This is a genomic window from Chryseobacterium sp. 3008163, from assembly GCF_003669035.1.
GTDB lineage: Bacteria > Bacteroidota > Bacteroidia > Flavobacteriales > Weeksellaceae > Chryseobacterium.
In genome coordinates this window covers 3,538,471-3,551,631 of the sequence record NZ_CP033070.1, presented here as the reverse complement: position 1 = coordinate 3,551,631, position 13,161 = coordinate 3,538,471, and the positions used below count along the sequence as shown (strand labels likewise).

At 34.0% G+C, this 13,161-nt stretch carries 14 protein-coding genes and 1 pseudogene; 3 read left to right on the top strand and 12 right to left on the bottom strand.

The window, feature by feature from the left end; all coding sequences use genetic code 11:
- The first annotated feature begins 24 nt into the window (after positions 1 to 24).
- Both EAG08_RS16375 and EAG08_RS16370 read left to right on the top strand, forming a co-directional pair.
- Positions 25 to 855: a sulfite exporter TauE/SafE family protein gene (locus tag EAG08_RS16375; protein ID WP_076450442.1), complete on the top strand. Its 831-nt coding sequence runs from the start codon at positions 25 to 27 to the stop codon at positions 853 to 855.
- Positions 852 to 1,235 (top strand): DUF1634 domain-containing protein, encoded by a 384-nt coding sequence (locus EAG08_RS16370; RefSeq protein ID WP_129536369.1) that lies wholly within the window; start codon positions 852 to 854, stop codon positions 1,233 to 1,235. The genes EAG08_RS16375 and EAG08_RS16370 overlap by 4 nt, the downstream gene beginning before the upstream one ends.
- A gap of 36 nt (positions 1,236 to 1,271) precedes the next feature.
- Here the strand turns inward: EAG08_RS16370 and EAG08_RS16365 are convergent, their stop codons facing one another.
- The 5 genes from EAG08_RS16365 to EAG08_RS16345 all read right to left on the bottom strand — a co-directional run bounded on the left by EAG08_RS16365 (position 1,272) and on the right by EAG08_RS16345 (position 4,595).
- Positions 1,272 to 1,649, bottom strand: coding sequence for a VOC family protein (locus EAG08_RS16365; RefSeq protein ID WP_129536368.1), 378 nt, complete (start codon positions 1,647 to 1,649; stop codon positions 1,272 to 1,274).
- Positions 1,650 to 1,657: 8 nt separating this feature from the next.
- Positions 1,658 to 2,095, bottom strand: coding sequence for a nuclear transport factor 2 family protein (locus tag EAG08_RS16360; protein WP_129536367.1), 438 nt, complete (start codon positions 2,093 to 2,095; stop codon positions 1,658 to 1,660).
- 271 nt (positions 2,096 to 2,366) lie between these two features.
- On the bottom strand, positions 2,367 to 2,945 hold the full coding sequence (locus EAG08_RS16355; RefSeq protein ID WP_129536366.1) for an NAD(P)H-dependent oxidoreductase: 579 nt from the start codon (positions 2,943 to 2,945) through the stop codon (positions 2,367 to 2,369).
- Positions 2,942 to 3,970: a saccharopine dehydrogenase gene (locus EAG08_RS16350; protein ID WP_129536365.1), complete on the bottom strand. Its 1,029-nt coding sequence runs from the start codon at positions 3,968 to 3,970 to the stop codon at positions 2,942 to 2,944. Before EAG08_RS16350 ends, EAG08_RS16355 begins: the two co-directional genes overlap by 4 nt.
- A gap of 58 nt (positions 3,971 to 4,028) precedes the next feature.
- A complete protein-coding gene (locus EAG08_RS16345; RefSeq protein ID WP_129536364.1) occupies positions 4,029 to 4,595 on the bottom strand; it encodes a Crp/Fnr family transcriptional regulator in 567 nt (188 codons plus the stop codon).
- 422 nt (positions 4,596 to 5,017) lie between these two features.
- On the opposite strand from EAG08_RS16345, the gene EAG08_RS16340 reads away from it, so the two are divergent.
- A complete protein-coding gene (locus EAG08_RS16340; protein WP_129536363.1) occupies positions 5,018 to 6,100 on the top strand; it encodes an endonuclease/exonuclease/phosphatase family protein in 1,083 nt (360 codons plus the stop codon).
- 151 nt (positions 6,101 to 6,251) lie between these two features.
- Here the strand turns inward: EAG08_RS16340 and EAG08_RS16335 are convergent, their stop codons facing one another.
- The 7 genes and pseudogenes from EAG08_RS16335 to EAG08_RS16305 form a co-directional block, all read right to left on the bottom strand.
- The gene (locus EAG08_RS16335; protein WP_129536362.1) at positions 6,252 to 7,307 is read right to left on the bottom strand and encodes a diphosphomevalonate/mevalonate 3,5-bisphosphate decarboxylase family protein; all 1,056 of its coding nucleotides are present in this window, start codon (positions 7,305 to 7,307) and stop codon (positions 6,252 to 6,254) included.
- The gene (locus tag EAG08_RS16330; protein ID WP_129536361.1) at positions 7,307 to 8,017 is read right to left on the bottom strand and encodes a hypothetical protein; all 711 of its coding nucleotides are present in this window, start codon (positions 8,015 to 8,017) and stop codon (positions 7,307 to 7,309) included. The genes EAG08_RS16335 and EAG08_RS16330 overlap by 1 nt, the downstream gene beginning before the upstream one ends.
- A gap of 35 nt (positions 8,018 to 8,052) precedes the next feature.
- Positions 8,053 to 9,813, bottom strand: a complete 1,761-nt coding sequence (locus EAG08_RS16325; protein ID WP_129536360.1) for an AMP-dependent synthetase/ligase — start codon at positions 9,811 to 9,813, stop codon at positions 8,053 to 8,055.
- Positions 9,813 to 10,828: pseudogene (locus tag EAG08_RS16320) on the bottom strand (NAD-dependent epimerase/dehydratase family protein). Before EAG08_RS16320 ends, EAG08_RS16325 begins: the two are co-directional and overlap by 1 nt.
- 237 nt (positions 10,829 to 11,065) lie before the next feature.
- A complete protein-coding gene (locus EAG08_RS16315; protein ID WP_129536359.1) occupies positions 11,066 to 11,854 on the bottom strand; it encodes an alpha/beta fold hydrolase in 789 nt (262 codons plus the stop codon).
- 91 nt (positions 11,855 to 11,945) lie between these two features.
- The gene (locus tag EAG08_RS16310; RefSeq protein ID WP_129536358.1) at positions 11,946 to 12,665 is read right to left on the bottom strand and encodes a pyridoxine 5'-phosphate synthase; all 720 of its coding nucleotides are present in this window, start codon (positions 12,663 to 12,665) and stop codon (positions 11,946 to 11,948) included.
- The gene (locus EAG08_RS16305) at positions 12,662 to 13,111 is read right to left on the bottom strand and encodes a hypothetical protein (protein WP_129536357.1); all 450 of its coding nucleotides are present in this window, start codon (positions 13,109 to 13,111) and stop codon (positions 12,662 to 12,664) included. The genes EAG08_RS16310 and EAG08_RS16305 overlap by 4 nt, the downstream gene beginning before the upstream one ends.
- Positions 13,112 to 13,161: the final 50 nt, after the last annotated feature.

Sequence of the window (13,161 nt, the reverse complement as noted above, 5' to 3'; positions counted from 1 at the left end):
CCGCAATAGTTTTATATTTGTAGCATGTCGGAGATTATTATTCTTTTTCTTGGCGCTATCTCAGCAGGTCTTTTGGGTTCACTTACCGGTTTAGGAGGAGGTGTTATCATCATCCCTTTACTGACGCTGGGTTTTGGCGTGCCGATGCATTATGCAATCGGAGCTTCACTGATTTCGGTAATCGGAACTTCTTCCGGAGCTGCCGTAGCTTTTGTAAAAGAAGGCTTTACCAATATGAGAATCGGGATGTTTCTGGAGATTGCCACGACTGCCGGTGCCATTGTTGGTGCTTTGGTTTCCGGAATGCTGAATCCTAATACGATCGGAATTATCTTCGCAAGTATACTTTTGCTTACCGTTATCTTAAATCTTAAAGGAAAGCCTGATCATCAGGAACCCAGAATTAAAGGGTCTTTAGAAGATAAATTAAAACTCTATGGAACTTTTCCAGACAAAGGAATTCTAAAAAGTTATTCAGCAAGAAATACCGTTCCCGGTTTTTTTATGATGATGTTTGCGGGCGCAATGTCCGGACTTTTAGGAATTGGTTCCGGCGCTTTGAAAGTTTTGGCAATGGATAACATGATGAGGTTGCCGTTCAAGGTTTCTACCACGACAAGTAACTTTATGATTGGCGTAACTGCCGTTGCAAGTTCACTGATTTATTTCCAGAGAGGTGAAATTATTCCTGTAATTGTAGCTCCTGTTTTGGTAGGCGTTGTTGTTGGAAGTTTCATCGGATCTAAAACTTTAATGGTTTCAAAAACGAAGAAGCTAAAGACATTTTTTGCCATCGTGATTACGATTCTTTCAGTGTATATGATGTATAACGGAATTAGAAGCAACTTCTCATGAGAAAGCATTTCACTGACGTAGACTTGAACCGTTCTGTTGGAAATCTCCTTCGCCTGGGCGTTATTTTATCGGTTATTACTTCATTGATTGGTTTTGTTAAACTTTTCATGGAAGGCTTTAAAATGCCCCGAAAATACAAGCTTCTCGACATGGGAACATCTTCAGAAAAAGTCTGGAGTCATTTCTGGGAAACGCTTTGCAAAGGTGAAGGTATGGCCATTATACAATTGGGAATTCTGATGTTGATTTTCACGCCTTTGATGAGAATTATATTCGCTTTAATCGGTTATCTGAAAGAGAAAGATTACACTTATGTTATTATTTCTTCAATTGTTTTAATCATTATGGTGATCAGTTTTATTACCGGATATGCACACTGATTATCAATGATGATTGATCAAAGTCTTTTTTTAAATTTAATTTTCATAAAATTCTAATGGAAGCTGATCAGGATCCTGCGTAAAGAAAAACTCTTTTCCGGTAAATTCATCGATACGGATTTCTTCACAGCTTAATCCTTTCTGAATTAATTCTTCACGCTTTTCCTTCACATTCTCAACAGAGAAAGCCAAATGTCTCAAACCACAAGATTCCGGTCTTGAAGGTCGTTGTGGTGGATTGGGAAATGAAAATAATTCAATAATATAATGTTCTCCGATGGCCAAATCAAGTTTGTAAGATTGTCTTTCCTCACGATACACTTCACGGATAATATTTAAACCTAAAATTTCGGTATAAAACTTTTTTGAAACTTTGTAATCTGAGCAGATAATGGCAATATGATGAATTTTCATTTTTAAAATTATTTATTACAGTTTGTTCTTCGTGTATCGATTAAATATTGAATTTTCCAGACATCATTTTGTTTGACCAACTGAAAACTATTGGCTCCACAGTGGGAAAATTTTCCTTTGAAATAAAATTCATAAGGCGTAAAAACACTCGCCAGACTTCCATCAATGTGAATAGCTTCAAATTTAATCTTCTCGTCTGCATCATTCTTTGATAGCTTAGATATTGAATTTACAAAATCTTGAACTTTATCCGTTTTTACATTATTATTTTTTGTAATAGTTTGCAGAATTGCATCGTCTGCAAAAACAGATTTTATCATTATAGTATCAGCATTTTTCATTCCTATGAAAAGCTTTTCTATGGTTTGCTTAACTGCATCATCGTCAGTTTTTTGGGCGAAACAAAACGAACTTAAAAATAATAGAACGATAAAGATTTTTCTCATGATTTAGTTTTAAATTTTAGAGCCTTTTTTAAAATTAAATGGTAAAATTCGCAGAGAATATTTCCATTAAAGAAAATAAATATAGCAAATTGATTGTCAGCATTTTGTCTTATTATCTTTCATAACTTTTTGGTAATATTAATTAAGTTAAATGAAAAATTATTCTACAACATTTCTGACAATCAATGGCAATTTATAAAAAAGTCTTTACAAATCGACAGCAGAAAACAAAAATTTGGGAACAATACAGTAAATAAAACAGCAATTCAAATTATTTCAGTTTCATTCCTGATATTCTCACTTTATCCATCCACTTTCTGCGTTGTTTTTCGTCTGAAGTTTTAATAATTCCGACAATGGTCACTTTTACAGGCTTCACGCCGCAAAATTCCAATATTGATTTCTTGAGCTGGTTAATACTCGGACGACCAAAAAACATTCGGTAATACCATCCCGGTTGATCCATTGTTGTTATAATATGTGCTGTTTTCCCTGCAAGCAGTTTATCCCACCAAACAGAGTTCTCCCGGTATTTGAAAGCCAATCCGGGAAGAAAAAGTCTGTCTATAAATCCTTTCATTATAGCCGGAAAACCGCCCCACCAAACAGGATGCACCCATACGAGGTGGTCTGCCCAAAGAATTTTGTCCCAGGCTTCAAGTAGGTCAGGTTCAAGATCTGTTCTTTTCTGATAGCCATATTTTAAATTCGGATCAAACTGAAGATCTGCAATAATAATCTGTTGAACCATTGCGCCCGCTTTTTCTGCACCTTCTCTATAGGCATTCATAATGCCAAAATTGAAAGATTCACGGTTGGGGTGACCGTTGATGATCAGTATATTTTTCATATTCTTGTTTCAATAGTTATACCTTCATATTCAGCCAATGACTGATAAAGTTTTTTAGGATCATGAAGTTGATGGGCAAAATATATTTTGTTTTTAAAATCGCCATGAAGTAGCATTTCAGCATGCAAAACAGCCGCGAGCGCCGTAAGCTCAGCCTGTCCTTTTTTGCTTTGAAGACTTAGTTTTTTTTCTCCCTGATCATCTTTGATTACAATTTCAAATACAGACTGGTCTCCATTTCCACTCGAACCGAAAATGACCCGACGTGCCTTTAATGATAAAATACTGAAAATCCTTAATTTTTGGAATGTTCCTAAAAGCCAGGTGATGAATTTTGAATCATAAGTCATTTTAATGTTGATTGTAGGTATTTTTTCAATCTGATTTAAAATGTAAAGATCTGGAACATCAAAGTTATAAGCCTGTCGCTTTCCGATTCCGAAAGAAAACTTAAAATCTTCAGAATTCAGAAAATGTCTTACATGTATCTGCCTGTTATTCTGATACCTGATAAATGGTCTGGCCACATTCTCAGCCATAAAATGAGCAGAGCTTTCTCCTGCCAGATCCTTTACAGAATAGTATACATACAATTTTACTTCCCTGATATTTTCGGGATTATGAGATAGAATATTCATAAGTCCGCTGACGAGTCCTCCCATCCATCCTGAACTGAATACGATTCTGCTGTTGATATTCTGAGTAGTTTCTGCTATAGCTAGAGCTTTTACAAGATCAGGTGTCGGTTTTGTTATGTCAATGTAGTCAACACCGTTATGAATAGCAAACTTGAGAATATGATCGTCTTTATCATTGACGGCAAGAATGATAAGATCAATATTTCTGTCTACGATCGCCTTGAAAGTTTCAGGCTTATTGACATCAATCATTACATCATATTCCGTAGTCTCTTCTTTCCGGCTGCCGATATATATTTTATACTCTTGATTTCTGGAGCGCAGAATCCTGTGTATCGTTTTTCCAACTATTCCTTTTCCTCCGACAATTAAAATATTTGAACCCATCTTGTTTTATTTTTTCACAAAACTACAGGAACACACACTCCGGACACAGGACAAATGTCTAAAAAGAAATGTCTTTTCTGAGACGGCTTAAATGTCGTTGGGTAATTCCCAAATATGTAGCCAGATACTGAAGCGGAATCTGTTGAATGAAATTCGGCTGGTTCTTCAGAAGCTTCTCATATCTCTGCGAGGCATTATTTCTCTGAAGCTGAAAATACCGTTCTTCCAGTTCCATATATTCCTGCTCTGCTATTATTTTCAGAAAAAGAATCCATTTTGGGTTTTCGTGGAAAAGAGCTTCCACTTTATCTTTATTGAGTACAAAAATGTCTGCATCTGCAATTGCCTGTATAGTTTCTTTGCTGGGTTTTCCTGAAATAAACGAAGAATAGGAAGCCACAAACTCATTGGGAAACCTGAAACAGTAGGTTATATCTTTACCGTCCGCAGTTGTATAAAAAGTGCGGAATATTCCGTTCTGAACAAAGGCGATTTCTTTACAGCTGTCATTTTCCTGTACAAAATATTCATTTTTCAACAGTTTTCGGGTCTCAATCAGTTGGGCAAAATCTTCAATTTCTTTGTCTGAAAATATTTTAAAACTTTGAATGTAACTGAGAATCATAGTCCACTAAGTTTATTGGAATTATTAGTCAAATATAAAGCTTTGTCGGCTCCTTTAAGTTGAAAATGATCATGATATTACTCACCATTAATAGAATTTAATTCATATGAAAACTCGTGGCGCATTATAAAAAAGGTTATTCCCAATATGAAAAATAAATAATTAATTCATTACCAACACATTACATTTACAACATTCCGTTTCAAGCATACTTCAAAGCTTGATATTTCCACAGAAAGTATTCATAACATCAATTTATACAGGATACGAAGCATCAAATGAATAATATTAAAATATCTCTAATTCTATAATGCACTAAGGGTAATATATGATTCAACTCAGCTTTATTAACAAATTTTAAATACAGACTGGCACGAAATTACCTGAAAATATCTTACTTTTATTCGTTTATTTTAAGAAATATGTGGGAAACTTACCTTATTTTAAGTGCTTTATTACTGATTTTAACGGTATTACCAAAAATTCCAAGTCCGCATTGGATTTTTCGCTTTCCCGATTTTGGTAAAATTCAGATCACTTATTTTACCATTGTTACTTTTTCTTTGGGATTCATCATCGAAAAAACCGAATATTTCTGGTACGTTCAAGGTTTGTTACTGGCCATGATTATTTATCACGGCTTTACGTTGATTAAATACACTAAGTTTTACAAGGTAAAAAGGCATCAACAAACAAAAAACTCATCTAAAAAACACCATTTTATTTCTGCAAATGTTTACCAATTTAATAAAGATTATCACAAATTTATTGATCTTATAAAAAAACATCAACCTGATGTCTTTTTAACGATGGAAAGCAACGGAGATTGGGAGAATGCTTTAAAGGTTTTGGAAAAAGACTATCCTTACCACCATAAAGTAACGCTTGAGAATACCTACGGAATGCACTTTTATTCTAAGCTTAAAGTGGATGATGCAAAAACTCATTATTTTGTAGCTGATGATATCCCAAGCATTGAAGCACATTTGAAAACTGAAGACGGTTTTGAATTTGTCTTTTTTGGTGTACATCCGCCACCTCCAAGTCCGACCGAAGAAGAAACCTCAAAAGAAAGAGACGGTGATCTTTTGAGTGTTGCAAAACGTGTGAAAGACTTCACAAAGCCTGTGATAGTAGTTGGAGATTTTAATAATGTAGCGTGGTCAAAATCATCTATCCTTTTCAGAAAAACAAGTCACTTAATTGACCCGAGAGAGGGTCATGCTTTTGTATCTACATTTCATGCAAAATCTCGTTTATTAAGATTTCCGATTGATCTGATGTTCCACAGTGAAGATATTTTCATTAAAGATTTAAAAACATTGGAAAACTTTGGTTCAGATCATCTTCCTGTATATTGTGAATTTTTCATCGACCATCATAATGATGATCAGGAAGAGCGTGTAGAACAGGCAGATTCTGAAGAAATCGCCGAAGCTGAGGAAATTATTGAAGAAGGAAAAAAAGAAGACGGAGAACGTGATGCAGTGGTGACTGAGGATTGATTTGTTTTACCCTTTTTAATTACCCTCCTTTGGAGGGGTGGCGAAAATTCGATAGAATTTTTGACGAGGTGGTTTGATACGTTTAACTAAAGCCTAATGTTCACGACATAAAAAAGCGGACTAAAGTCCGCTCCTATTGATATTATTTCTATTAAAACTTCATCACATCTTTCACCACCCCATTTTTCTGAGTGTGCTGCAGCAATTCAGCTTTAATAAAAGTTTTTATTTTTTCTTCTGAGCCATCATTTGGAAATAAAAGATGAACATTCGCTCCAGCATCCAAAGTAAAGAATAATGGCAATTCTGTTTTTCTCCTGAAATCCCAGATTTTATTAATGACTTCTAAAGTTCCGGTTTTCATCAAAATAAAAGCAGGATTGCTTATCATCATCATTGCGTGAAGCGTTAAGGCTTCGTGCTCAACCAATTTAATGAAAGCATTCATGTCACCATTTTTCAGAATTTCTTTCATCGGAACAAAATTTTCTCTTGCTTCCTGAAATCTCCTTTCAGCGTAAGGATTAGTATTCATCAAACCGTGACCGACGGTCGAAGAAACACTTTTTACGCCTTCATGAATCAGTAAAACCCAGTCATTAAAATCTTTGAAAACTGGATGAATTTCATCATCAGAATATTTTACCGCAAACAAATCTGAACTACCATCAACCACATCAGTTTCACCCCAAACAACCAATCCGTTGTAAAGACTTCTGCAAGCACTTCCGCTTCCTAATCTGGCCAAAAATGATGCTTTTTGTAAAGAATCTTCTTCTGAATTTTTTCCTGAAAACGCTTCATCCAACTTCATCAGACATTTTGCTATCGCTCCAAAACCTGAAGCTGAACTCGCAATTCCCGAGCTGTGAGGAAATGTATTTTCTGTTTTGATGATATATTTTCCTTTTAAAATCCAAGGAAGATATTTCTCGATATTTTTAAAATATTTTTCGATTTTCTCAGCAAATTTCACTTCTTTGTTTCCAGACAAAAAAGTCTGAACCGAAAACGATTCATCAGCCAGAAATTCTATTGTGGTATTTGTTTTACAATGATTTAAAGTATAGCTGATGCTGGGATTTGCAGGAATCTGATCTTTATATTTCCCCCAATATTTAATTAAGGCAATATTTGACGGGCAGCTTTCTGAAACTATTGTAGATTGTATATTAAAATTTTCTTTTCCTAAAAAGTTTTCCATAATTATTTTTCGTGCTTTTTAATATATTGATTCAGTGAAAATTGAACATGCCATATTCCTATAAAAAATGTCCAAACAGAATTGATATCTATTCCTTTAAATTTTTCCATAATCTGTTTTCGGAGAGAAAAAATACAAACTAAGAAACATACGGAATAACCAACTTGCCCCACCCAATACAAAATCGTTAAAACAACCTTATTTGAGCTAGAAGAAGGGCTAAATACATCAATTAAACCTACATGAATACACGAAAGGAAAAATATTAACAAAATAATCCATACATTAAGTTTTGCATTAAATTTAATATCTTTTTTAATAAACCAATACGGAACAAAAAGTCCAAAACTTAAAGTAGAATATACAATTAGAAGAAAAATATTTTCTCTTTCTATTTCATTTTTAAGAATCTCAAATTTCAGCAAATAAACAATTATACTATAGAAAATAAGCTTATAACCAAAACCTCCAATCAAACTTATTAGAGAATACCATTTCATAATTTCTGATGAAGCATTATAATCCGCTGCTAAACGTTTATTTACATAATATTGTGATATATGGCTTAAAATAATAAAAACAAGTCCTACAAACAAATAAGAATTCATTTTATCTTTTGAAATTTTATCTGAAAAATAAAGATAAAAAATAATAACGATAAGACTTAGAACAGGAAAATAGGTTAATAAATCCGGAATAATTTTTTCCATCATAAAGTTTAATTTAAATGAAATTTAATATCAATAATCTAATACATTTTTTCAATAATCTCAGCATATTTTTTCAAAACTACTGCTCTTTTTACTTTCAACGTCGGGGTGATTTCTCCGCTGCTGATTTCAAATTCAGAAGGCATTAAAGTGAACTTTTTCACCTTTTCGTAGTCTGAAAGTTCATGCTGCAGTTCTTTTATTTTGTCTTTATATAAATCGATTATTTCTTTCTTTTGCACCAATTCTTCACGATTACTGAACGAAAAATTATTTTTCTTCGCATAGTCTTCCAAGAACTCAAAATTCGGGACAATCAATGCTGAAACAAACTGTCGTCCTTCAGCAACCAAAACAATCTGATTGATGTAATTATTATTCGTCAGAATATTTTCAATCTGCTGTGGCGCAATATATTTTCCGTTGGAAGTTTTCATTAAATCTTTGATACGGTCTGTGATGAAGAGATTTCCGTTTTCATCAAACTTTCCTGCATCACCGGTTTTAAACCAACCATCTTGTGTGAAAACTTTTTCCGTCTCTTCAGATTTTTGGTAATAGCCTTTCATTACACCATTTCCTTTTGCCTGAATTTCGTCATTTTCACCAATCCTAATTTCAACACCGGGTAAAGGTTTTCCGCAACTTCCATGCTCGAAATGAGTAAATGGAAACGCCGTCAAAGTCGCAGTAGTTTCGGTAAGACCATAACCAACAGTGACATGAAGTCCCATTGCTTCAAATAATTGTGTCACATCAGGCGAAACAGAAGCACCACCACAAGGCATAAACCAAAGTCTTCCACCCATTTTTTGTTTCACCTTATTGAAAACTAAAGCATTCGCCACTGAATGTTTTAGCATCAATCCAAAAGAAACTGGTTTCTCTACTCTCTTTAATTCTGCGGTTTGCTTTCCAATTTCCAGAGCCCAATCGAAGATTTTTAATTTAAATGATGACCCTTCTTTGGCTTTTTCTAAAACTCCGGCATACACTTTCTGGAAAAACCTTGGTACAGCGCACATCATCGTAGGTTTTACCTCGATCAATGCCTGGGCAATATCTTTTGGATCTTCAAGAAAATATACTCGTGCGCCCCCATAAAGACACAATAAACTCCAACATCTTTCGAAAACGTGAGTCAAAGGTAAAAATGCTAATGAAAGTTCTTCTTCAAAATTTTTAAACTTAAAAAACTCAAAATGTGCGTCAAAAGATTTAATGAAATTTCCGTGGGTCAGCATGACACCTTTTGGCGTTCCGGTAGTTCCTGATGTATAAATAATTGTTGCCAAATCATCAAACTCCTTTTTGATAATCTCTAGTTTTGAGGAAGATTTAGCAATAAAGTCTTCAAGATAAAAAGTGTTTTCTTTTTTTACCCAAACTGCTTTTTTTGAAACAATTATTGTCTGAAGGCTGTTTTCCTTTTGAACAATTTCAAAAGACGCATCGTACTGCGTCTGATTTCCGACCAAAATAATTTTTGCCTGAGAATCTTTGATGATATATTCTGCCTGTTCGGCGTTGTTGGTAGAATAAATGGGAACCGTAATCGCTCCGATTGACATTGCTGCCAAATCAAAAATCAACCATTCCGCAGAGTTGTCTGCATAGATGGCGACCTTGTCGTTTTCTTCTACTCCGTTGCTTTTTAATGCGTTTGCGGTTTTATAAATAATTTCGCTGAATTTTTTCCAGCTCAATTCTTTCCATCCTTCTTTCTTTTTAAAACCAACAGCTGATTTATACGGATGTTTTTCAGCATTTTTACTGATAATTGCCTCTGCAAGATTCATTATAATTTGTTCAGCTTTTTGTCATTAATATAATTATTGAGATGGAAATCTACACTTTCCTGTACCGGAATAAATTCAAAATTTAAAGCTTCTTTTACTTTTTGGTTTGAAATGATACTTGTAGAAGTTACCGATTCAATATTGGTTTTGGTTGCCATTTTCAGTTGCGGAATCAGCCATCCAAAAAAGACATTGAGCCATCTTCCGGTGTTAAGAATTCCTTTTGAAAGAATGCTCGCATCTTTCAAACCTAATTTTCGTCTGATCTGGTTTCCGATTTCTGCATATTTTTTACTTTCGGAAATGATAATAAATCGTTCTCCGAATTGATCTTTCTCCATCAAATCAACTGCAATTTTTGCGACATCACGCACATCAACGTACGCTGAGTTTCCTGAAAATGTAAAACTATTTTTTTCAAAAGTCGGGAAAATATCACCACTGCTTTTACCCCAATTTCCGGTTCCAATAATCATTCCTGGATTGATGATGATGGTATTCAAACTTTCCGCAGAAGCCCTCCAAACTTCCATTTCAGAAAGATGCTTTGTAATTGCATAAGCAGAATGTTCAATTTTAGGATTAAAATCTGATTCTTCATCCAACTCTCCTTTTTCATTAAAACCATCTAAAACGGCAATCGAACTTACATGAAGAAATTTCTGAACACTTGAATCTTCACAGGCAAACAAAAGGTTTTCTGTACCTTTTATGTTGGTATGATACATTTCTTTCTCATCTTTAGGATGAAAACTCACTTTTGCAGCACAATGATAAACTTCTGTAACACCGTTCAGAGCATTTTGTAATGAATGAATATCGTCAAAATCAACATTCACCCATTCAATTTTATTAAAAAATCTTCTGAATTTTCTGTGTAAAACTTGTAAGAATCTTTTACTTCGTCAATATCACTTGCAGGTCTTTTTGCAGCACGAACCGTTTTACCTCTTTTCAAAAGTTCCAAAACGATGATTCTGCCTAAAATTCCTGTTGCTCCTGTTACAAAAACCATGAATTTATTTCCTGCTTGATTATTGAATTACAAATTCCTGCAAATTTGCAAATTTTATGTGGTTATTTGATTGAATTTGTATGAGATGATTAATTAATTTTAACGCAAAGTTCGCAAAGATTTTTTAACTACTAACGTTTTTAAGATTTGCAAAGGCGTTTTGACTTCGTCGAATCCTTGATTTCACTTAGCAAAGATTTTGATTTTGCTGAAAGATTCCTTTTAGTTTTATCTAAATTAATTTAGACCTAAAAAATTTCTTACCACTTCACTGAATTCCACCGGATTATCTGCCTGCACCCAATGTGCTGCATTTTTCACGGATACAATCTGAGCTTTTGGAAATTGCTGTTTGATTGCGAATGCGTCCTGCGGTAAAATGTAATTTGACTTTTCACCTGCAATAAATAATGTTTCGCCTTCAAAAACGCCAAATTTAATCGCATTTGAAACAAACTGATTGTATTTTTCAGAAAGCGTTTTCAGGTTAAACCTCCAATTAAGCTTTTTGGTATCTCCTGATTCTTCCCAATACAAGTTTTTAGCTAAAAATTGAATTGTAGACTTCTCGGGAATATACTGAGTGAGAACTGCTTCCACCTCACTTCTTGATTTCACCGTTTCGAAATCAACTGTTTCAAGAGCTTTTATAATCCCCTGATGATGTGGTGGATAAGCTTTTGGCGCAATATCTACAACGATTAATTTTTCAACTTTTTCGGAATAATTTAATGCAAACTGCATCACAGCTTTTCCTCCTAAAGAATGCCCTAGAACATGAGCTTTTTCAATTCCGTAATGATTCATATAGTTGGCAATGTCATTTGCCAGATCATCATGAGACATTTCTTCAGAATGGAAGCTTCTTCCGTGATTTCGTAAATCAATTAAATGAACCGGCAAAAATTCACCCAATTCTTTTCCGAAACTCCCCCAATTATCAAGCATTCCAAATAAACCATGAAATACTAAAAGCGGTGTTGACGAAAGGTTTTCGCCGAATATTTTTGAGTGTAAAATTTCCATAATTATTCTGAGATTTTAGAAATTAGAAGTTAGAGATTAGTATTTCAAACTGTTTTACTAATTTCTAATATCTAACTTCTAGTTTCTATTGTTACCATTTTGCCAATCTTTTCAAATAAGCCTGAACCGTGTTTTCCATTCCCATGTACAAGGCTTCAGAAACTAAAGCATGACCGATGGAAACTTCCAATAAATTCGGGATATGGTCTGCGAAATATTTTAAATTTTCTAAGCTTAAATCATGTCCAGCATTGATCCCTAACCCGAATTCATTGGCAACAACAGCTGTATCGTAATAAGGTTTGATTGCCTGTTCTTTGTTTTTTAAATAATCTTTAGCATAAGCTTCGGTGTACAATTCAATTCTGTCTGCTCCGGTTTTTGCTGCATATTCTACCAACTCAGGTGTTGGGTCAAGGAAAACAGAAGTTCTGATTCCTGCACTTTTAAATTCTGCGATGATTTCCTTTAAAAAATCGAAATGTTTCTTTGTATCCCAACCTGCATTTGAAGTGATAGCGTCGTCAGCATCCGGAACTAAGGTCACTTGTTCAGGTTTTACTTCCAAAACCATATCAATAAAATCTCTATGCGGATTTCCTTCAATATTAAACTCTGTCGTCACCAAAGGTTTCAAATCATAGACATCTTTTCTTGTAATATGTCTTTCGTCTGGTCGTGGATGAATGGTAATTCCGTGGGCACCAAATTCCTGAATTTTTATTGCAGCTTCTGTTACGCTCGGTGTTTCTCCGCCTCTTGCGTTTCTGATGGTTGCAATTTTATTAATGTTTACGCTTAGTTTAGTCATTTACTAATAAGTTTTTGAAATATAGTTTTGATGGATAAAACATTGAGTGGAAATTCTGCGAGGACGTGTATCATACTTAGAATAAACAAAACCATCAATCCTGTTTGATAATTATAAAGGTACAAAGCTATAGATAAAATCCAGATTCCTAAAACAAGAATCATTTTTTTAAGCTCTAAAGTTTTTGCCCATCCTATTACTGAAGTTTTAGAAAACCAGTTTAAATAATGATAAGTATAAGCAAAGGCTATGAAAATCTGAGCTTTAAAGATTATTACTGTGTTAACTTCTTTATTGTCACCAAATATGAGTGCAAGCCAATCATTTATTATTTTAAAACCTGTTGAATTATATATTTTTTGTGAACTAAAATTAGATTTAATCAAATTTTCTAAAGGAAAAAAATAAATAAGTAAAGGGACTGAAATAAGCATTAAAATACCCATCAGTGAAAATCTGTTTGGAAATTTCAGATACCCTACAATCATGAAAAAAA